The sequence below is a fragment of the Methylobacterium sp. C33D genome (genome assembly GCF_053345825.1).
In genome coordinates this window covers 52,063-71,397 of the sequence record NZ_JBKFAV010000018.1, presented here as the reverse complement: position 1 = coordinate 71,397, position 19,335 = coordinate 52,063, and the positions used below count along the sequence as shown (strand labels likewise).

18 protein-coding genes and 1 tRNA gene are annotated in these 19,335 nt (G+C 71.3%); 7 read left to right on the top strand and 12 right to left on the bottom strand.

Annotation, left to right across the window (positions count from 1 at the left end; genetic code table 11):
• Positions 1-5: 5 nt before the first annotated feature.
• The gene (locus ACLBXO_RS16100; RefSeq protein ID WP_447685966.1) at positions 6-773 is read right to left on the bottom strand and encodes a Crp/Fnr family transcriptional regulator; all 768 of its coding nucleotides are present in this window, start codon (positions 771-773) and stop codon (positions 6-8) included.
• A 520-nt stretch (positions 774-1,293) separates the two neighbouring features.
• On the opposite strand from ACLBXO_RS16100, the gene rpsA reads away from it, so the two are divergent.
• From rpsA to ACLBXO_RS16080, 4 genes are all read left to right on the top strand, one after another.
• Positions 1,294-3,006 carry a 30S ribosomal protein S1 gene (rpsA, locus tag ACLBXO_RS16095; protein WP_447685965.1) on the top strand — a complete coding sequence of 571 codons (1,713 nt, stop codon included), beginning with the start codon at positions 1,294-1,296 and terminating at the stop codon, positions 3,004-3,006.
• 343 nt (positions 3,007-3,349) lie between these two features.
• Positions 3,350-4,312: a signal peptide peptidase SppA gene (gene sppA, locus ACLBXO_RS16090; RefSeq protein WP_020092171.1), complete on the top strand. Its 963-nt coding sequence runs from the start codon at positions 3,350-3,352 to the stop codon at positions 4,310-4,312.
• A gap of 50 nt (positions 4,313-4,362) precedes the next feature.
• On the top strand, positions 4,363-4,674 hold the full coding sequence (locus ACLBXO_RS16085; protein WP_012319412.1) for an integration host factor subunit beta: 312 nt from the start codon (positions 4,363-4,365) through the stop codon (positions 4,672-4,674).
• Positions 4,675-4,692: 18 nt separating this feature from the next.
• On the top strand, positions 4,693-5,061 hold the full coding sequence (locus ACLBXO_RS16080; protein ID WP_427509075.1) for a LapA family protein: 369 nt from the start codon (positions 4,693-4,695) through the stop codon (positions 5,059-5,061).
• A 10-nt stretch (positions 5,062-5,071) separates the two neighbouring features.
• On the opposite strand, the gene ACLBXO_RS16075 is transcribed toward ACLBXO_RS16080, so the two are convergent.
• The 9 genes from ACLBXO_RS16075 to ACLBXO_RS16035 form a co-directional block, all read right to left on the bottom strand.
• The gene (locus ACLBXO_RS16075) at positions 5,072-5,731 is read right to left on the bottom strand and encodes a phosphoribosylanthranilate isomerase (RefSeq protein WP_447685964.1); all 660 of its coding nucleotides are present in this window, start codon (positions 5,729-5,731) and stop codon (positions 5,072-5,074) included.
• A 99-nt stretch (positions 5,732-5,830) separates the two neighbouring features.
• Positions 5,831-6,937 carry a DUF2125 domain-containing protein gene (locus tag ACLBXO_RS16070; RefSeq protein ID WP_447685963.1) on the bottom strand — a complete coding sequence of 369 codons (1,107 nt, stop codon included), beginning with the start codon at positions 6,935-6,937 and terminating at the stop codon, positions 5,831-5,833.
• Positions 6,938-7,073: 136 nt separating this feature from the next.
• The gene (locus tag ACLBXO_RS16065; RefSeq protein WP_447685962.1) at positions 7,074-7,520 is read right to left on the bottom strand and encodes a hypothetical protein; all 447 of its coding nucleotides are present in this window, start codon (positions 7,518-7,520) and stop codon (positions 7,074-7,076) included.
• A gap of 133 nt (positions 7,521-7,653) precedes the next feature.
• The gene (locus tag ACLBXO_RS16060) at positions 7,654-8,433 is read right to left on the bottom strand and encodes a lysophospholipid acyltransferase family protein (protein WP_331318222.1); all 780 of its coding nucleotides are present in this window, start codon (positions 8,431-8,433) and stop codon (positions 7,654-7,656) included.
• A gap of 76 nt (positions 8,434-8,509) precedes the next feature.
• The gene (locus tag ACLBXO_RS16055; RefSeq protein ID WP_447685961.1) at positions 8,510-9,028 is read right to left on the bottom strand and encodes a hypothetical protein; all 519 of its coding nucleotides are present in this window, start codon (positions 9,026-9,028) and stop codon (positions 8,510-8,512) included.
• Positions 9,029-9,137: 109 nt separating this feature from the next.
• Positions 9,138-12,335, bottom strand: a complete 3,198-nt coding sequence (locus ACLBXO_RS16050) for an efflux RND transporter permease subunit (RefSeq protein ID WP_331318225.1) — start codon at positions 12,333-12,335, stop codon at positions 9,138-9,140.
• Between the two features lie 107 nt (positions 12,336-12,442).
• Complete coding sequence (locus ACLBXO_RS16045) at positions 12,443-13,597, bottom strand: efflux RND transporter periplasmic adaptor subunit (protein ID WP_331318227.1); 1,155 nt, start codon at positions 13,595-13,597, stop codon at positions 12,443-12,445.
• A gap of 145 nt (positions 13,598-13,742) precedes the next feature.
• Positions 13,743-14,063 carry a rhodanese-like domain-containing protein gene (locus tag ACLBXO_RS16040; RefSeq protein WP_331318229.1) on the bottom strand — a complete coding sequence of 107 codons (321 nt, stop codon included), beginning with the start codon at positions 14,061-14,063 and terminating at the stop codon, positions 13,743-13,745.
• 176 nt (positions 14,064-14,239) lie between these two features.
• A complete protein-coding gene (locus ACLBXO_RS16035; RefSeq protein WP_447685960.1) occupies positions 14,240-15,520 on the bottom strand; it encodes a glycosyltransferase family 4 protein in 1,281 nt (426 codons plus the stop codon).
• A 141-nt stretch (positions 15,521-15,661) separates the two neighbouring features.
• Here ACLBXO_RS16035 and ACLBXO_RS16030 point away from each other — a divergent pair.
• A tRNA-Pro gene (locus tag ACLBXO_RS16030) sits at positions 15,662-15,739 on the top strand.
• A 160-nt stretch (positions 15,740-15,899) separates the two neighbouring features.
• Here the strand turns inward: ACLBXO_RS16030 and ACLBXO_RS16025 are convergent.
• On the bottom strand, positions 15,900-16,064 hold the full coding sequence (locus ACLBXO_RS16025; RefSeq protein WP_447685959.1) for a hypothetical protein: 165 nt from the start codon (positions 16,062-16,064) through the stop codon (positions 15,900-15,902).
• Between the two features lie 259 nt (positions 16,065-16,323).
• Here ACLBXO_RS16025 and ACLBXO_RS16020 point away from each other — a divergent pair, with 259 nt between their 5' ends.
• Together ACLBXO_RS16020 and ACLBXO_RS16015 are read left to right on the top strand one after the other, a co-directional pair.
• Complete coding sequence (locus tag ACLBXO_RS16020; protein ID WP_447685958.1) at positions 16,324-17,451, top strand: Gfo/Idh/MocA family protein; 1,128 nt, start codon at positions 16,324-16,326, stop codon at positions 17,449-17,451.
• 2 nt (positions 17,452-17,453) lie between these two features.
• A complete protein-coding gene (locus tag ACLBXO_RS16015; protein WP_447685957.1) occupies positions 17,454-18,536 on the top strand; it encodes a Gfo/Idh/MocA family protein in 1,083 nt (360 codons plus the stop codon).
• Between the two features lie 215 nt (positions 18,537-18,751).
• Here the strand turns inward: ACLBXO_RS16015 and ACLBXO_RS16010 are convergent, their stop codons facing one another.
• The gene (locus ACLBXO_RS16010) at positions 18,752-18,898 is read right to left on the bottom strand and encodes a hypothetical protein (protein ID WP_331318239.1); all 147 of its coding nucleotides are present in this window, start codon (positions 18,896-18,898) and stop codon (positions 18,752-18,754) included.
• Positions 18,899-19,335: the final 437 nt, after the last annotated feature.

Sequence of the window (19,335 nt, the reverse complement as noted above, 5' to 3'; positions counted from 1 at the left end):
GCCCGCTAGACCGCCTCGGCGGCCTCGCGGGCCGGTAGCGGGTTGTTCGCCAGGTGCAGGAACGTCTGGTCGAACTCCGCCACCGCCGTCAGCGCGTCCCAATCCTCGATGGTCAGGGTGCCGCCGCCCAGCGTGACGAGCCCGCGGCCCCGCAGGGTGCGCAGGACCCGGTTCAGGTGGACGCTCGTCAGGCCGAGGGAATCGGCCAGTTCGGACTGCTTGGGCACCAGCGGGCAGCTCAGGCCGCGCGCGAGCCCGACCGCCTTCTGCCGGAGATAGAGCTCGCAGAACAGGTGGGCCACGCGGCCGAGCGCCTGCCGCCGGCCCAGGCTGGTGATCCGCTCGCGGTAATGGGCGGCGTCGATGAGGCTGTCGCGCCAGAGCGTGCCGGCGAGCCCCGGATTGCGCAGCAGGACCGCGCGCAGGTCGTCGTGCGCGATCAGCGCCACGACGCAGGGCGTCAGGGTGGCGAGGTTGTGATCCATCCGGTGCAGGTGGAGGCTCTGCAGGTCGGGCAGGTCTCCCGCGATGTAGAACGACAGGATCTGGCGTCCGCCCTCGGCGAGGGCGGCGTAGCGGTAGACCCAGCCCTGCAGGACGAGGCAGCTCTGGGTCGGGCGGTCGCCGAACCGGACGATGTCGTGGCGGGCCGGCAGGTTCCGGACGGTGTGGGGCAGGTCGAGGAGCGCGGCGCGGTCGGACCCGGTGAGGCGCGAGATGCTGTCGAGCTTGCGCGCCAGCATCTCCATCGGGGCGTTGTACCCGTTCGGCATCGGCGGCTCAGGCCCCGGTTCGCGCGGAGTCGCGCCGATGACGGACTAGCCGGAAATCGAGATCAGGACGCCCCACGGTTCACCCCCCAGACGCTCCGCATCGCCGGACCGGCCCGAACCTCGGCCGCTCGGGGATGCCCCGAGACACGCGGAAGCGCGACCGCGCGTGTTCGACGCTGGGCACGTTCGCCGGATCCGCGGCCGGCGGCAAGGCCGCCGGTCTCCGCGGAGCCTCCGCAGCCCGCCGAGCCTAAAACCCTAATCGGTTGAAGTCGCAAGGCCGATGCTGTAAGGGACCCGCGTCCTCCCGGATCCGCCCTCGCGCGCTCGTCTTCTGGCGCGCCCGCCGGGCCGCCGGACGGACCGCCCTCGTCATCCGTATCGACGCGTCGGCAGACCGGGTCCCGCGGGACCGGTCGCCTCTCCCGAAAGACTCCGGGGAGGCCGCGGCGAGCGGGGGCGCCTGCAACGCGAGCCGCCGACGCAACGGGCCTCCGCCGGGGGCCGTTCAGGAGACAGAATGACCGCAGGTACCGCTCTGGGGCGTGGCCCGAGCCGCGAGGATTTCGCAGCCCTCCTCGAGGAGAGCTTCCTCGAACACGAGATCACCGAAGGCTCCGTCGTCAAGGGTCGCGTCGTCGCGATCGAGAAGGACGTGGCCGTCATCGACATCGGCGCCAAGACGGAAGGCCGTGTCGCGCTCAAGGAATTCACCGGTCCCGGCCGCGAGGGCGAGCTGAAGGTCGGCGACGAGGTCGAGGTCTACGTCGACCGGATCGAGAACGCGCTCGGCGAGGCCGTCATCTCGCGCGACAAGGCGCGCCGCGAGGAGAGCTGGGTCAAGCTCGAGAAGTCGTTCGAGAACAACGACCGCGTCACCGGCACGATCTTCAACCAGGTCAAGGGCGGCTACACCGTCGACCTCGACGGCGCCGTGGCGTTCCTGCCGCGCTCGCAGGTCGACATCCGCCCGGTCCGCGACGTCACCCCGCTGCTCGGCACCCCGCAGCCGTTCCAGATCCTCAAGATGGATCGCCGCCGCGGCAACATCGTCGTGTCGCGCCGGACCGTCCTCGAGGAGAGCCGCGCCGAGCAGCGCTCCGAGCTGGTGGCCAACCTCGAGGAAGGTCAGGTCATCGACGGCGTCGTCAAGAACATCACCGAGTACGGCGCGTTCGTCGACCTCGGCGGGATCGACGGCCTGCTGCACGTCACCGACATGGCGTGGCGCCGCGTGAACCATCCGTCCGAGGTCGTCACCATCGGTCAGACGGTCAAGGTCAAGATCATCAAGATCAACCACGAGACGCACCGCATCTCGCTCGGCATCAAGCAGCTGCTCGCCGATCCGTGGGAGGGCATCGCCGCCCGCTACCCGGAGGGCGCCAAGCTCAAGGGCCGCGTCACCAACATCACCGACTACGGCGCCTTCGTGGAGCTGGAGCCGGGGATCGAGGGCCTGATCCACGTCTCCGAGATGAGCTGGACCAAGAAGAACGTCCATCCGGGCAAGATCGTCTCCACCTCCCAGGAGGTCGAGGTTCAGATCCTGGAGGTCGATCCGGTCAAGCGCCGCATCTCGCTGGGCCTCAAGCAGACCCTGCAGAACCCCTGGGAGGCCTTCGCCGAGAAGCACCCGGTCGGTTCCGAGGTCGAGGGCGAGGTCAAGAACAAGACCGAGTTCGGCCTTTTCATCGGCCTCGAGGGCGACGTCGACGGCATGGTCCACCTGTCGGATCTCGACTGGAACCGTCCCGGCGAGCAGGTCATCGAGGAGTTCAAGAAGGGCGACTTGGTCCGCGCCCAGGTTCTCGACGTCGACGTCGAGAAGGAGCGGATCTCGCTGGGCGTGAAGCAGCTCGGCGGTGACCCCTTCGCCGAGGCCGGCGAGATCAAGAAGGGTCAGATCGTCACCTGCGAAGTGGTCGAGGTGAAGGATGCCGGCGTCGAGGTGAAGATCGTCGACACCGACATGCAGACCTTCATCCGCCGGGCCGAGCTCGCCCGCGACCGCGGCGACCAGCGCCCCGAGCGCTTCGCCACCGGCGAGAAGTTCGACGCCCGCGTCGTCCAGTTCGACCGGAAGGCCCGCCGCGTGCAGGTCTCGATCAAGGCCCTCGAGGTCGCCGAGGAGAAGGAGGCCATGGCCCAGTTCGGCTCCGCCGATTCGGGCGCCTCGCTCGGCGACATCCTCGGCGCCGCCTTCAACAAGAAGCGCTCCGACGACGAGTGAGACACCGGCTCTGCCGCCCGGCCTGTCCGGGCGGCGGTTCCGCTTCGTTGAGACCCGCGCGGGACCCTGGTCCCGCGCGGGTTTTTCATTTCGCGCCGGCAATCCAAGGTTGCCGGGGGCGGGCGGCGGGCCGGGTCGCGCCGCCCGACGCGACAGCGACGGGCCGCCCCGTCATTTTCTTCGCGCGCCCCGTATCCACGCCCGCGGAAAATGCTCTAGAACACCGGCCTCGCACGGCTCGGGCCGGGCGAGCCGAAGGAAACCAAGGACTTGCCCGGCGCGGGGGGACGGCTCCCGCACCCCGTCGAGGGGCCGGTCGGGGTGCTTTAGGGGAAGCGACAGCATGGCAGCCGATGCCGAACTGCTGATTGACCGGCGGCGCCTGCGCCGCAGGTTGTCCCTCTGGCGCGTGCTCGGCGTCGGCGGCCTCATCGTGGCGGTCGGGGCCCTCGGCTACCGGGTGCGGACGGGCGCGGACGGCGCCTTCGCGGTCCAGCCGCAGATCGCCCGCATCTCCGTCTCGGGCTTCATCGCCGGGAGCGAGGCCACCGCGAAGCTGATGAAGCGGGTCGGCGATTCGGACGCCGTGAAGGGCGTGATCGTCTCGATCAACTCGCCCGGCGGCACGACGACGGGCTCGGAGGAGATCTTCCGCAACCTCCGGGCACTCGCCGCCAAGAAGCCGATCGTCGCCTTCGTGGACGGCACCGCCGCGTCCGGCGCCTACATCACGGCCATCGCGGCCGATCACATCGTCGCGCGCGAGACCAGCCTGGTCGGCTCGATCGGCGTGCTGTTCCAGTACCCCGACTTCTCGGGTCTTCTGGACAAGGTCGGCGTCAAGGTCGAGTCGGTGAAGTCGTCCCCGCTCAAGGCCGAACCCTCGGGCTTCACCCCGACCTCGCCGGAGGCGCGCGCCGCGCTGGCCTCCGTGGTCGGCGACACCTACGCGTGGTTCAAGGGCCTCGTCGCGGAGCGCCGCGGCATGGATCCTGCCCAGCTCAGCACCGTCTCCGACGGCCGGGTGTTCAGCGGGCGCCAGAGCGTGCCGCTGAAGCTCGTCGACGAGCTCGGCGGCGAGCGGCAGGCGGTGGCGTGGCTGGAGAGCGCCCGCGGCGTCCAGACGAACCTGCCGATCAAGGACTGGAAGCCCGCCTCGGAGAGCCGGTTCTCCCTGTGGTCGGCCGCCGGGATCGGCGCCGACCTCCTCGGCCTGGAAGGCCTCGCGGCGCGGCTGCGGTCCGTCGGCGCCGAGGCCGAGGCCGCCCGGGGCGGGATGCTCGCCCTCTGGCGCCCGGAACCCTGAACGATCGCCGCCGCGCAGCCCGCCCCGATCCCGCGAGAAGATCCCACGCCATGATCAAGTCGGAGCTCGTCCTCAAGATCGCCGAGCAGAACCCGCATCTCTACCAGCGCGACGTGGAGATCCTGGTCAACGCGATCCTCGACACCATTTCCGACGCGCTGGCCCGCGGCGACCGGGTCGAGCTGCGCGGCTTCGGCGCCTTCTCGGTCAAGCGCCGGGAGGCGCGCCGGGGACGCAACCCGCGCACGGGTGCCGCCGTTGCCGTGTCCGAGAAGGCGATCCCCGTGTTCAAGACCGGCAAGGAGATGCGCCAGCGCCTGAACGCCGCCGGGATCGGCGAGAACGCCTCGGCCGCCGAGTAGGAAGGACCTGTGAGCGCGATGATCCGTTTCCTGAAGAGCCTCGTGCTGCTGCCGATCGCCGCCCTGGTGATCCTCCTGGCGGTGGCCAACCGCGCGCCGGTGCGGCTCTCCTTCGATCCGTTCAACGTGGACGCGCCGGTCTTCAGCGTCGATCTCCCGCTCTACGCGATCCTGTTCGGCGCGGTGGCCCTCGGCATCGTGGTGGGCGGCATCTTCACGTGGCTCGGCCAGGGCAAGACCCGCGCGCGGGCGCGCTACCACCGCCGCGAGGCCGTCCGGCACGAGCGCGAGGCGACCCGTCTGCGGGCCTACGCGCCGGAGACCGAGACCCCGGGCGTCTACACGGTCCCGAATACAGGCCGGACGGCCCTGCCGGCCCCGCGCTGAGGCTGCCCCCCTAGCGCCCGCCGCGCGCGGCCGCCACGAAGGCCGCGATCTTCGCCGGATCCTTCACCCCGGGCGCCGTCTCGACTCCCGATGAGACGTCGACGGCGCCGAGCCCCGTGCGGGCGAGGGCGTCGGCCACGTTTGTGGCATCGAGCCCGCCCGACAGCATGGTCCCGGGCGGGAGCGCGGCGCCGCGCAGGATCTCCCAGTCGAAGCGCAGGCCGTTGCCGCCCGGCAGGGCCGCGTCCGGCGGTGCCATGGCATCCAGCAGGATCCGGTCGGCGACGGCCGCGTAGGCCGGCAGGGCCGCGAGGTCCGCCGATGTCGCGATGCCGAGCGCCTTCATCACCGGACGCCCGGTCCGGGCGCGGATCGCCGCGACGCGCTCCGGGCTCTCGCGACCGTGGAGCTGGACGAGATCCGGATCCACCGCCTCGACGGACGCGGCGACCAGCGCGTCGTCCGGATCGACCAGCAGGACGACCCGTTCCGCCCGGCCGCGGGCCAGGGCCGACAGGGCTGCGGCCTCCGCCAGCGCCACGTGCCGGGGGCTGCGCGGGAAGTGCACGAGGCCGATCCAGTCAGCGCCGGCCTCCAGCGCGGCGGTCAGGGTCGCTTCGGTGCTGAGCCCGCAGATCTTCACGCGGGTCGGGGGCGGGGAGGAGACCATCGGCCTCCTATAGCCGATCCCGCGCCGTCGAGCAGTCCTGCGGAGCGCCGAGGCGGTCATGCCAGTCGCGCCCGCACCGCCGCCCGGCAGGGCCGGCCCCTAGTACAGGGCCGGCACGTAGACGTTGGGGATCGGGAAGCCGCTGAAGACCAGCTTCCCGTCGACGAGCCGCAGGGGCGGGAGCGCCTTCAGCGGCGTGCCGTCGGCCGGCGCGTCCGGGCCGGAACGCTGGGCCAGCCCCAGGAGCCCGCCGACCAGCTGGCCCACCAGGGCGCCCCGGTCCGAGCCGAAGCGCTGGCCGACGATGCTGCCGACCAGCGCGTCGACGCCGGCCGCCCGCAGGTCGATCTGCCCGGCGGGCCGGTGGGCGGCGTCGAGGGCGAGCGTGCCCTTCGCCTGGACGCGCTGCGGGCCCTTGGCCAGCGACAGGGCCGTCAGGTCCAGGGCGCCGCCCGCCTGACGCCAGCGCTCCAGCTCGCGCGCCACCGTCCCGGTGCGCAGCACAGTCGCCTGCGTCAGGGTCGCATCCAAGGCGAGGTCAGCCGGATCCTGCGTCCCGGTGACTGCGTCGAGTTGCGGAACCGCCGCCTGGTTCAGGCGCAGGCTGACGTCCACGGCGCCGTCGGAGTCGAAGCGGCCAGGGCTCGGCCGGGCATGCAGCTCGAGGTGCCGCCCCGAGACCGCGATCGGGCCGGGCTCGGCGCCCTTCACGCTGATGTCGGGCTTGTCGACAACCAGAGACGCGCGGCTGAAGCCGCCCGCGGTGCCGTGGTAGCTGCCCTGGAGCGCGGTCCACGAAGCGTCGCCGGTCAGCGGGCCCTGCTCGACGTGGAACGGTCCCGCGCTCTCGAAGACGACCAGGCGGGGCTGGTAGATCTGCGCCACCGCCGTGCTCGGCCCGAGCCGGAAGCGGCCGTCGGCGCGCTCGAGGGTCACGGCGCTGCAGCGCAGCTCCAGGCGGAACGGGTAGCCGCCGAGGGACCGGTCCGCGCAGGTCCAGGTGCGTCCGGCGGTCGCCTCGCGGGCGATCCAGCCGTCGATCTCGCTGGCCGCGCGCTCCCGCATCCACAGCCAGCCGGCCGACCAGCCCACGACCACGAGGGCGAGCAGGATGTAGGGCAGGAACAGTCCCCGCCGGGATCGCCGCGCGCCCCGGACCGGAGCTGTCTCAGCGGCATCCTCAGGCCGCGTCCGATCCTGCACCATGCGTTCCGCTCCCCGACCCGTCCCCGCGGGGACCTCGTGGCCCCGGCTTGTCGCCACGCAAGGGGCGAAACTGGGGCAGCGCCGCCGCGGGTCGACCGCCGCGGACGCGATCCGTCCGCGCGCGGCGCGTTCCCCGTCAGACCTGCGCCGGCTCGACGGTGTCGACCTGCAGATCCTCGACGATCGCCGTCCGCTCGGCCGCGTTCTCGGCGAGGCGATGCACGTGCATCTCGGTGGCGCCCCGGCGGCGGACGCGGTCGAGCCAGGTCCGCCGCAGATGGTCGCGCGGGCTCTCGCTGGAGCTCGCCACCGAGACCATCTCGGCGATACCGCAATTGTCCCGGCGCACGGCGATCACCACGGCCTGTGCCATCTCGTCGAGGTCGAAGCCCCCGGCCGGATGGACACCGACCACGTAGCGCCGGCCCGAGCGGCCGCGCCAGGCCGAGAGCGGGAGCGCGGGGGAGCCGCGCAGACCCGCGGTCGTCTTGAGGCGTTCTTCACGCACGTCCTGCCTCCGGGTGCGATCGTCCTTCAGGTCGCGGAGCGCGGCCGACCAGGACAGGGCTCTTCTGTTCGCCATTTGTTCCAACCTAGCGCGCGATATCCACAGGCGTCAAGGGCGACGTTCCTAGGAGGAGATGTGGCGATGATGCCCGTTATCCACAAGCCGCCGGGCGACGTTCCCGGGCCGAGAGCGGCCCCCCGCCGACGGCTCAGCGGCGGGCGTCGGCGGCGGCCGGCGCCTCGGCGGCCGGCACGGCGTGCCCCGCGGCCGCGAGGCCCTGGAGGCCGCCCTCGACCAGGGCGTTCGAGGCCGCCTCGAGCCGCTCCTGGGCCAGCGCCTGGAACTCCTGGCGCGGCAGGCCTGGCGGGATCGGCGGCAGGAACTCGATCACGGCCCGGCCCGGACGGCGCACGAGGCTGTTGCGCGACCAGAACAGGCCGGTGTTGAGCGCCACCGGCAGGCAGGGGACGTTCAGGGCGGTGTAGAGGTGCGAGAGCCCCTGCTTGTAGGCCGGCGGCGCCCCGACCGGGCGCCGGGTGCCCTCGGGGAAGATGATGAGCTGGCGCCCGTCCCGGATCGCCGCGCCGGCGGCGGCGTTCATCAGGCTCATCGCCCGGGTGCCCTTCGACCGGTCGATCGCCACCATGCCGCTGCGCGACAGATACCAGCCGATCAGCGGGATGAGCAGCAGTTCCTTCTTCAGGATGTAGGCGAAGTTCGGCAGCACCGTGCAGAGGGCCAGCGTCTCCAGGGCCGACTGGTGCTTGGCCGCCACCAGCAGGGGGCCGGGCGGGATGTTCTCCAGGCCGCGGAACTCGACCCGCGTCCCCGCGACGACCCGCAGGAGCCACAGGGTGATCCGCCCCCAGGTGCGGGCGAGCCGCAGCACCGAGCGGCCGGAGACCAGCATGGGCAGGCCGGCGAAGGCCAGGACCGTCGTGACGGCGTAGAAGCAGACGTTGAAGGCGAGAGAGCGGAGGGCGAGCATCGGCAACCGTGTCGTGGCGGCTCCCCTGTAGCGCGCCCGCGTGTCCGCGGCCAAGGGCGACGTGCCCTGGGCGGCCTCAGGCCCCCTCGGGGCGATCCCTGTCCCGTACGAGGCCGGCGCCGCGCCCGGCGACCAGCCAGTAGACCAGGCCGGCGCTGGCGCCGACCAGGAACAGGATCAGCGTCAGGCGCGCCTCGCCCGCGCGGAGGGCTGCGTCGGGGGCTCCCCCGCCGGACCGGAGCGCGCCCCGCGTCAGCCAGGGGAGGGCGGCGGTGAGCAGCCCGCAGCCGGCGCCGTACCACAGCAGGCCGCGGCGCCCGAGGATCTCACCGCCGAGGCCGATCACGGCCGGGGGCACGAACAGCAGCGCGAACAGCGCCTTGGCGAGGCCGGCGAGGAGCAGGGCAAGCCCCTCCGGCGGCAGCCCGGCCGAGAGGTCCGACAGGGCCATGTCGAGTCCGGCGAGCGCCCCGCCGGACAGCCAGACCTGCGCGGCCGGGTCGACGAGCAGCGCCAGGACGAGGACCGCGCAGCCGGCTGGGACGGCGAGCAGGAGGGCGAAGGCCCCGAGAATCAGGCGACCGAGGGCGTGCATGCCGCGAGCCTCTACACCGGGCGCGGCCGCCCGTCGCGCGGAAGCCGCGCCCGATCCTCGCGGATCCGGCGCGGCTTCCATCGTTCCGCGGCCCGGGGGGCGTGTGCCGTCAGCCGTGGGCCGGAGCGGCGCCGCCGGGATCGCCGTGCGTGTGCTTCTTCCGGAACCGGCCCAGCCAGATCGAGAAGTGGCGGATCACCACGTAGAAGACCGGCGTCAGGAACAGGCCGAAGAAGGTCGCGCCGATCATCCCGAAGAACACCGCGGTGCCGAGCGCCTGGCGCATCTCGGCGCCGGGGCCGGTCGCCACGACCAGCGGCAGCGTGCCGAGGATGAACGCGAAGGCGGTCATCAGGATCGGCCGCAGGCGGAGCCGGCAGGCCTCGACCGCCGCCTCGACCGGGCCGCGATGCTCCCGCTGCTCGATGTCGTGCGCGAACTCGACGATCAGGATCGCGTTCTTCGCCGCGAGGCCGATGAGCACGATCAGGCCGATCTGGGTCAGGATGTTGTTGTCCTGGCCGCGGAACTGCACGCCCGCGAGCGCGGCGAGCACGCCGGTCGGCACCACCAGCAGGATCGCGAGCGGCAGCGCCCAGGACTCGTACTGCGCGGCGAGGACGAGGAACACCAGCAGCACGCCGAGGGCGAAGACCGCGCCGGCCGTGCCGCTCGCCGCCTTCTGCTGGTAGGCGATCTCGGTCCAGTCGTACGAGTAGCCGTCGGGCAGCGCCTTCTTGGCGATCTCCTCCATGGCGGTGAGCGCCTGGCCGGTCGAGACGCCGGGCTTGGCCACGCCCTGCACCGGGACCGAGTAGTACAGGTTGAACCGCTGCACGATCTGCGGACCGGTCACGTCCCGCACCGAGGCGAGCGTGCCCATCGGCACCAGCGCGCCGGTGGAGGAGCGCACCTTGATCTGCGAGATGTCCTGCACCGACGTGCGGAACGCCGCGTCGCCCTGCAGGCGCACCTGGTAGATGCGGCCCAGGGTGTTGAAGTCGTTGACGTAGGTGCCGCCGAGATCCGCCTGGACCGACGAGAACACGTTGGCCAGCGGCACGTTCAGCATCCGCGCGATCGTGCGGTCGATGTCGAGGAAGAGCTGCGGCGTCGAGTTGTCGAAGGTCGTGAAGACGCGCTGGACGTCGGCGCTCTGGTTCGCCTGGGCGATCACCTCGCCGGCGGCGGCCATGAGCGGGCCGATATCCGACGATTGGCGGCTCTCGATCTGCATCTTGAAGCCGCCGCCGTTGCCGAGGCCGCGGACGGGCGGCGGCGGGATGACGATGACCCGCGCCTCCTGGATGTCGGAGGTGGCCTTCAGCACCTCGCCGGTGATCGCGGCGGCGGTCCGCCCGTGCTCGGCGCGCTCCTTCGCCCCCTTGAGGGTCAGGAACATCACGCCGGCATTGGTCGTGTTGGTGAAGGTCGCGCCGTCGAAGCCCGCGATGATCACCGCGTTGGCCACGCCGTCGACCGTCCGGGCCTGCTTGGCGGCGCGCAGGCACACCTCCGTGGTGCGGTCGAGGGAGGAGCCGGACGGGAGCTGGACGACGCCGATCAGGTAGCCCTGATCCTGGTCGGGGATGAAGCCCGTGGGCGTCGTCTGCGCGAGGTGCAGCGTCCCGGCGATCACCGCCGCGTAGACCAGCAGCATCACGCCGAGGCCGACGATGCCGCCGGTCAGCACCCGGATGGTCCGGCCGTAGGCGTTCGAGGTGGCGTCGAAGGCGCGGTTGAAGCCGTTCGCCAGCCAGTTCACGAACCGGGTCAGGAAGAACTTCGGCTCCTTGCGGGCGTGGTGTGGCACCAGCAGCAGCTTGCAGAGCGCCGGCGACAGGGTCAGCGAGTTGAAGGCCGAGATCAGGGTCGAGGCCGCGATGGTGAGCGCGAACTGCTTGTAGAACTGGCCCGAGATGCCCGGGATGAACGCGGTCGGCACGAACACCGCGGCGAGCACCAGCGCGATGGCGATGACCGCGCCGCCGACCTCGTCCATGGTCTTGTGGGCGGCGTCGCCCGGCGACAGGCCCTCGGCCATGTTGCGCTCGACGTTCTCCACCACCACGATCGCGTCGTCGACCACGATGCCGATGGCGAGCACCAGCCCGAACAGGGTCAGGTTGTTCAGCGAGAAGCCGAAGGCCGCCATCGCCGCGAAGGTGCCGATCAGCGAGACCGGGATCGCGATGACCGGGATCAGGGCGGTCCGCCAGCTCTGGAGGAAGACCAGCACCACGATGACGACGAGGCCGACCGCCTCGAACAGCGTCTTGTAGACCTCGTGGATCGATTCCTCGATGAACTCCGTCGGGTTGTAGGCGATGCGGTACTCGACGTCGGGCGGGAAGTTCTTCTTGACCTCCTCCATCACCTTCTTGACCGACGCCGCCGCGTCGAGGGCGTTGGTACCCGGCCGCTGGAAGGCGCCGATGCCCACGGCGGGCGTGTCGTTGAGGAACGAGTTGGTCGTGTAGTCCTTCTGGCCCATCTCGACGCGGGCGATGTCCTTGACCCGGACGAGGCGCCCGTCCTGCGCCTTGATGATCACCTCGGCGAACTGCTCGGGCGTCTTGAACCGCGCCTGCGACTGCACGACGAGCTGGAACGCCTCGCCCTTGGCGGCCGGCGGACCGTTGAGCTGGCCGGCGGCCACCTGCACGTTCTGCTCCTGCAGGGCGGTGGTGACGTCGGTGACCGAGAGGCCGTAGGCGGCGAGCTTGTTCGGGTCGACCCAGACGCGCTCGGCGTACTCGTTGCCGCCGAAGATGGTGATGTCGCCGACGCCGTCGAGGCGCAGCAGCTCGTCGCGGATGTTCAGGTAGATGTAGTTGGCGAGGTAGTTCTGGTCGTAGGTCTTGTTCGGCGAGAGCAGGTGCACGACCAGCATCAGGTCGGGCGAGGCCTTGCGGACCGTGACGCCGAGGTTGCGCACGTCCGGCGGCAGGCGCGGCTGCGCCACCGAGAGCCGGTTCTGCACCAGCACGTTGGCGATATCGAGGTTGGTGCCGACCTTGAAGGTCACGGTCAGCAGCATGTTGCCGTCGTTGGTCGACAACGACGTCATGTAGAGCATGTTGTCGACGCCGTTGACCTCCTGCTCGATCGGCGTCGCGATCGTGGCGGCCACGGTCTCGGCGTTGGCGCCCGGGTAGGAGGCGCGCACCGTCACGGTCGGCGGCACGATCTCGGGGTACTGCGAGACCGGCAGGCTCTCGTAGGCCACGAAGCCGAGGATCAGGAACACGATCGACGTGACGGACGCGAAGATCGGTCTGTCGACGAAGAAATGGGCGAAACGCATCGGTCAAACCTCTGAGGCCCGCCGGTCTCCCGGACGGGGCCCTGCGTCGTCGGTGCGGGGCGCGCCGCGCGGCGCGCACGAAGGCGTTCGTGTCGAGCCGCGGGGGCTCAGGTCTTGCTCGGCGGCAGCTCGATCGTCTCGGGTGTGACCTTCGCGCCGGGCCGGACGCGGGACAGGCCGTTGACGACCACGGTCTCGTCGCCCTTCAGCCCCGACTGGATCACCCGGTAGCCGTCGACCTTCGGCCCGAGCACGACGTCCTTCTGCTGGATCACGTTCTCGGGGCCGACGAGGTAGACGATCCGCTTGTCCTGGTTGGCGGCCACGGCCTCGTCGGGCAGCAGGATGCCCTGGAACGGCTTGGTCGCCGGCATCGAGACGATGCCGAACAGGCCGGGCTTGATGAACAGGTCGGGGTTCGGGACGGTGGCGCGCAGCAGGATCGTGCCGGTGGCGTTGTCGACGCGGTTGTCGACGAAGTCGAGCGTGCCCTTACGGGTCGGCTTCGCCTCCCCGGAGAGCGCGATCAGGATTGGCACGCCCTTGCCCTGCTGGGTCTGGCCCATGCCGATGCCGAGGCTGTTCTGGTACTTGAGGAACGACTTCTCATCCACCGTGTAGCTGAAATAGATCGGGTCGAGGGACACGATCGTCGTCAGCATGGTCTGGTCGGCGCTGACGATGTTGCCCTCGGTGACCAGGCGGCGGCTGATGCGGCCGTTGATCGGCGCCTTCACCTCGCTGAAGTCGTAGTTTAGCTGGGCGTTGTTGAGGGCGGCCTGGGCGCTGTCGACGTCGGCCTGGGCGGTCTGCGAGGCCTGCCGGCGCTGGTCGGTCACCTGCTCGGAGATGTTGCCGCTGCGGGACAGGGTCTGCGCGCGCTCCAGGTCGGTCTGCGAGAAGGACTGCCGCGCCTTGGCGGAGGCCAGGGCGGCCTGGGCCTGCTCCAGCGCCGCCTTGTAGGGGCGCCGGTCGATCACGAACAGGACGTCGCCCTTCTTCACGGTCTGGCCGTCGACGAAGTTGATCTTCTCGAGGTAGCCGGTGACTCGGGCGCGGACCTCCACGTACTCGATCGCGTCGAAGCGGCCGGTATACTGATCCTGCTCGACGATCTGGCGCACCACGGGCTTGGCCACGGTGACCTTGGGCGGCGGGCCGCCCGGCGCCTGCGCGCGGGCCGGGGTCGCGAGGGGGCCTGCCGCGAGACCCGCGATCAGGCCTGACAAGACGGTGAGAAGGCTGGGAAGCCGGCTGCGCATCGGGTCCTGCTGTCCGTTGGCCGACCGTCCGGTCGCGCCGAGCTTGACGATTGTTCCGCCGCGGGTGCGCCGTAACCCGCGGTCGACATTGTTGCTTGTGCGCGAACGCACATCACGGTCTCGCGAGCCGGATTGAAGCGACAGATCAGGCGACGGTTTCGCCCGCGCTGTACCAGTCCTTGAAGCCGCCCTTGTAGTGTTCGGCGAGATCGAGCCCGGCGTTCTGCGCGGCCATAAGCGCGTGGACGGAGCGGACGCCCGAGGCGCACGAGAACACCGGCCGCCGGCCGTCCTGCGCGACCAGGGCCGCGACCGCCTGCGGATCGAAGCCGGAGAGCGGGTGCGAGACGGCGCCCGGTATGTGCCCCGCTGCGTATTCATGGGGCTCACGGACATCGATGATCAGCATCGAGCCGTCATCGAGCCCGCGCTTGACCGTCTCGCGATCGAGGTCGACCACCCGCATCGGCAGGATCTCCGTTTCGCCCGCTCTCGGCCAGGCTGGCTGACTGACGCTTTTCCTTATTCGTCAGACCCCGGCGGCGCAATGTGCGGCGTCGGCGCGCGGCCGGGACGCAACCGGCAGGCGGGCGGCCGCCCGACGGGCAAGCGGCTCCCGGTCCGGATCGGACCGGCCGCCCGTCAGAGCGCCGCGAGGGTCGGCGCCACGGCGGCGAAATGCGCGGGCCAGTCCGGCGGCCGGTAGCCGTCCAAGCGACCGGCCAGTTCGGACCGCAGCGACCCGTCGGGCCGCGCGAACGCCTCGATCGCCTCGATCCAGCCCGGACCGTCGAGAGGGTCGCGGAACAGCGCGAAGCCCTCGGCGATCTCGCGGTGGACGGCGATGTCGGAGGCGATGACCGGCAGCCCGGAGGCCGCGGCCTCGACGACGGGGATGCCGTAACCTTCGGTGAAGGACGGCATCAGCAGGGCGGTGCAGCTGCGCATGAGCGCTGCCAGGCCGTGCGTCGACAGTCCCGAAGCCTCGATGACGTGGGCGCGCACGCCGGGGCAGCGCTCCAGCATGTCGATGGCGCTCTCCGCCTCCCAGCCCCGTCGCCCGACCACGACGAGCCGGGGCGCGGCCGTCCCGTGGCGCTCGGCCAGGAGCCGCCAGATCTGGAAGAGCAGCAGGTGGTTCTTGCGCGACTCGATGGTGCCGCAGACCAGGAAGGTCGGCCGGTCGGGTCTGAACCGGGGTCCCGCCCGTCCGAAGGCGGGCTCGACGCCGAGATGGCCCACGGCCACCGGCGGACGTCCGAACCCCTCGACGGCGAGGTGCTCCAGGGTGCGCCGGCCGGTATCCTCCGAATTCACCAGGATGGCGGAGGCGTGCCGCCCGATCGTGCGCAGGCGCGCCCGGTGGCGGTCGGCTTCGCCGGACCGACCGTATTCCGGATGCGTGATCGGGATGAGGTCGTGGACGAAGAACGCCGCCTGCACGTCACGCCGGGTATAGAGCCAGTCGAACCGACGCGGGTCGTCGAGGCGCAGGTGCGAGGTGTGCAGGTAGAGCGCGTCCCGGGGCAGGACGGCGACCGATCGGCCGCGCAGCGCGATGTCGACGGTCCTGCGCGCCTGGATCCGCCGCCTGTCGGTGGAGCCGGTCTGCGGTGCGGCGGGGGTGGGCGGCAACGCGGCGGCATCGCCGCAGCGGGACGCGAGCCGCCGATAGACCGGGTCGGACGCGGCGTCGCGGTCCTCGACCCAGCCGGCCGCCACCGCCTCGACGATTTCCAGCGCCTGCGCGCGAGCGAGGATGCGCGGCCCGAACGCCGTGGAGACGACGCCGACGCCCGTCTCCGCACGGCCGAGATATTCGCGCGCGTAGGCGAGATCGACGCGGTCGATGCCCGACGGGCTCGCGTGGCGCAGCCGCGTGACGAGGCGCGTGAGATCGAAAGCGATCGGTCGGTCCGTCATGATCCTCGGGCGATTGTCGGGGCGAGGCCTCCCCGTAGCGGGCCTGACCCGCGAGGGCCAGCATCTCCGCGCGGGCCGCGCGCGACGGAGGGCTTGCGCGGGCGCGGCGCGGAGGCTAAGAGCCGCGAGCCCTAGCGGCGTCGGAGTGTAGCGCAGCCCGGTTAGCGCACTAGTCTGGGGGACTAGGGGTCGTGGGTTCGAATCCCGCCACTCCGACCATCTTTCATCCGCGACAGGCGATCGGCCGCAGAAGGCCCGGGCGACCGCGCCCGGCTCTTCGCGTCACACGGGGCCGACCGGACCTCCGTGTTCGGGATCGACAAAGCCGCGAATCTGCAGATCTAGGAGGCGTCCCTGATCCATGGCGCCGACGGCCGGCCTACGCGCGCCCGAAGTGGCGCAGCACGAGGGGCTCGGTCCGGGGCAGCCTGACGCCGCGCGGCTGCGAGCGGCCGCTCCGTCCGGCGAAGAGGGCCAGGGCGATGAGGCCGACCGATCCGGTCAGCGCCACGGCCACGCACCACCAGAAGGCGAGATCAAGCATGGCTGTACAGGGTCTCCGGTCGTAGCCGGAACTGTCGGCCGGCACGGTAAACGAAGGGTTAAACGCGCGTTCGACTGACTTGCGTGGCCGTTGGTAGCGTGCGCGCCCCGTAGAGTCGGGTCGCTCAGGCTGAATTCAACCAGCCCGGACCAGTCGAAGATCGCTCCGAGAGCCGATCCTACGCCCAATTGATGAGGGCCGGGGACGGAGCCCTGCCATTACGTCCCAAGTCCGGTGTGGACGACCTTCAGGGACAGAGATGCAGATCGGGATCGTCGGCTGCGGCTACGTCGCCGACTTCTACATGACGACCCTCGTCAACCATCCCGAGCTGCGCCTCGCCGGCGTGTACGATCGGGACCCGGAACGGCGCGCCGTCTTCTGCCGGCATTACAACGCCCGCGCTTTCGACAGCCTCGAGGCCCTGCTGGCCGAGCCCGAGATCGGCCTCATCCTCAACCTGACGAACCCGCACAGTCACTACGTCGTGACCAAGGCCGCCCTGGAAGCCGGCAAGCACGTCTACTCCGAGAAGCCGCTCGCCATGGAGTACGCGCAGGCCGAAGCCCTGGTGGAACTCGCCGAGGCCAAGGGCCTGTCGCTGAGCGGCGCGCCCGCGAGCATCCTCGGCGAGGCGGGCTCGACCGTGCGGGAGGCCGTCGCGTCCGGCCAAGTCGGGGCGGTCCGGCTCGTCTACGCGGAGCTGGAGGACGGGCCGGTGTTCCGCGAGCCGGTGCACGAATGGCGGAGCGTGACCGGGGCCCCCTGGCCGGCGGAGGACGAGTACCGGGTCGGATGCACCCTCGAGCACGCCGGCTACTACCTGACCTGGATGAGCCTGATGTTCGGCCCGGTCGCGCGCATGACCGCCTTCGCGTCGCGCCTCTACCCGGACAAGGGCACCGGCCAACCCCCGGATTCGGTCGCCAACGACTTCTCGACGGCGTGCCTGGAATTCCGATCCGGCGTCGTCGCGCGGATCACCTGCGGCCTCGTCGCGCCGCAGGATCGATCCCTGCACATCATCGGCGATCGGGGCGTCCTGACCGTGACGGATTCCTGGGCCAGCCAGGGCCCGGTCTACCTCCGGTCGCCGAGCGGCGACGCGCCCGGCCGGTTCGGACGGCTTCTGCACCGGATCCAGCGCTACCTGCCCGGCCGCATCTTCCTCGGCCGGAAGCTGCCGATCCCCCGCTTCGGGGGCAAGCTGCCCAGCTACCCGTCGCAGATGGACTTCGCGCGCGGCCCCGCGGCCCAGGCCGAGGCGATCCGGACGGGCGTTCCGGCGCCGCTCCCGGCGCGGTTCGTGCTGCACATCACCGAGATCGCGCTCGCCATGCAGAATGCCGGCGGCGGCGCCGTGATCCAGCTGAGGTCCAGGTTCTAGCCATGGCACAGACCGTCTCGTGGGGCGTCCTCGGCACCGGGATGATCGCCCAGCGCTTCGTCAGCGACCTTCTCGAGCTGCCCGACGCGCGGCTCGCCGCCGTCGGCGCGCGGAGCGTCGGCAGCGCTCACGCCTTCGCCCGAGCCTTCGCCGCCCCGTCCGGCGCGCCGGCCGCCGTGGCCGGCGCCGAGGCCCTGGCCGCGCGGCCGGATGTCGACGTCGTCTACATCGCGACGCCCAACGGCGACCACATGGCCAGCGCGCTCGCCTGCATCGAGGCGGGCAAGTCCGTCCTGATCGAGAAGCCGATCGCACTCTCGGGCGGGCAGGCGCGGCGCATCGCGGAGGCGGCGCGGCGCAAGGGCGTCTTCTGCATGGAGGCGATGTGGATGCGCTTCACGCCCGGCGTCGTGCGGGCCAAGGCGATGCTGGAGGCGGGTGAGATCGGCACGCCCCTGCATCTCGACGCCCGCCTGTTCTTCCCCCGGTCGCCGCCGCCGGACGGACGGACGGACGATCCGGCGGAGGGCGGCGTGATCCTCGATCTCGGTGTCTACCCCGTGTCGCTGGCGCTCCACCTGTTCGGCGCCCCGTCGCAGGTCTCCGGCACCATCCTCGATCGCGGCGGCGCGGCGACTGAGCAGGCGGCGCTCGCGCTCGCTTGGCCCGACAGGACCGCGACCCTGAGTTGCGGATCCACCGGTGAGGCGGACAACGCCGCCGTCGTCGTCGGCACGCGCGGCCGCCTACACCTGCACCGGCAGTTCCTGTGCCCGCCCTTCCTGACGCGCGTGCGCACGCAGCCCGCTCCCGCGCCCGCCGACAGGGCCGCGCCGCGCCGTCAGGCCGTCGGTCGGCTGGCCTTCGCGAAGCGCCTCCTGCAGCCGCTGGATTTCCGTCGCGTCGCGCTGATCCCGACGCCGTATCGGGGCTTTGGGCTGCGCCATCAGATCGACGAGGTCCATCGCTGCCTGCTCGCCGGCGAGCGCGAGAGCCCGATCATGCCGCTCGCGGACAGCGTCCGCACGCTCGACATCCTCGATCAGGTGCGCGCCCGGCCGCAGGCCCTCGAGGCCGTCGCCTGAGGGAGGACGGCCTCGAAGGCCAGCGACCGGGTGCCGCTTCCCCTGACACGCGCGGCCCCGCGGACCGCCGGCGCGGCCAAATCCGAGCGTCGGAGGTCCGCAATGGCGGGACTCGGGCCGCGCCGCCGTGTCGTCGGAGAGCGTGGGCCGCGCTCAGGCGCAGGGCGCCCGTCGCGATGCACCGGGGCGGCGACAGCGCGACGCTGGGCAGTTGCTCACCGCGCCGCGCCTGTCGCCTTCGGGGACGGTAGCCTGCGCAGGATCCGCGCGATGTGCGCGCGCAGGGCCGACGTCTCGGTCACCGGCTCGGCCTGCCCGGCGGAGTCCGCTGGCTCCTGGAGGGTGGTGAGAAGATCGGTCATCGACGCGGGCGCTGTGTTGAGGGACCGACCCTACCGTCGGGCTTGGCCGGTGAATACATCATTTCATAGATTTTCCTGATTGGAACATAAAGTGTTGCGATGCACCATAGATGCAGAATCGTGGCCGGAACAGGGGGCCATGCCCCGCCGACCGCGACATTCCGACTGGCGGAGCGCGTCGGCGATGTCTTGACGCGAGGTGGCGGGCGCGATCCGACCATAACGGGCGCGACTCCACGCATCCACGCGCGCCCGCGAGGACCATCGGCCTGCTCGGTACTTTACATCGCCGCGTCCCTTCTCCGGTGCAGCGCGCGGTACAGCCGTTGCATGATCGCGATCAGTGCCGAAGACCGGCGCCGGGTCACAATTATTTGTGCGCCCCGGTACGGACACAGTTGACGATTGCGATCTTTATGAGACTGCGCATACAACCG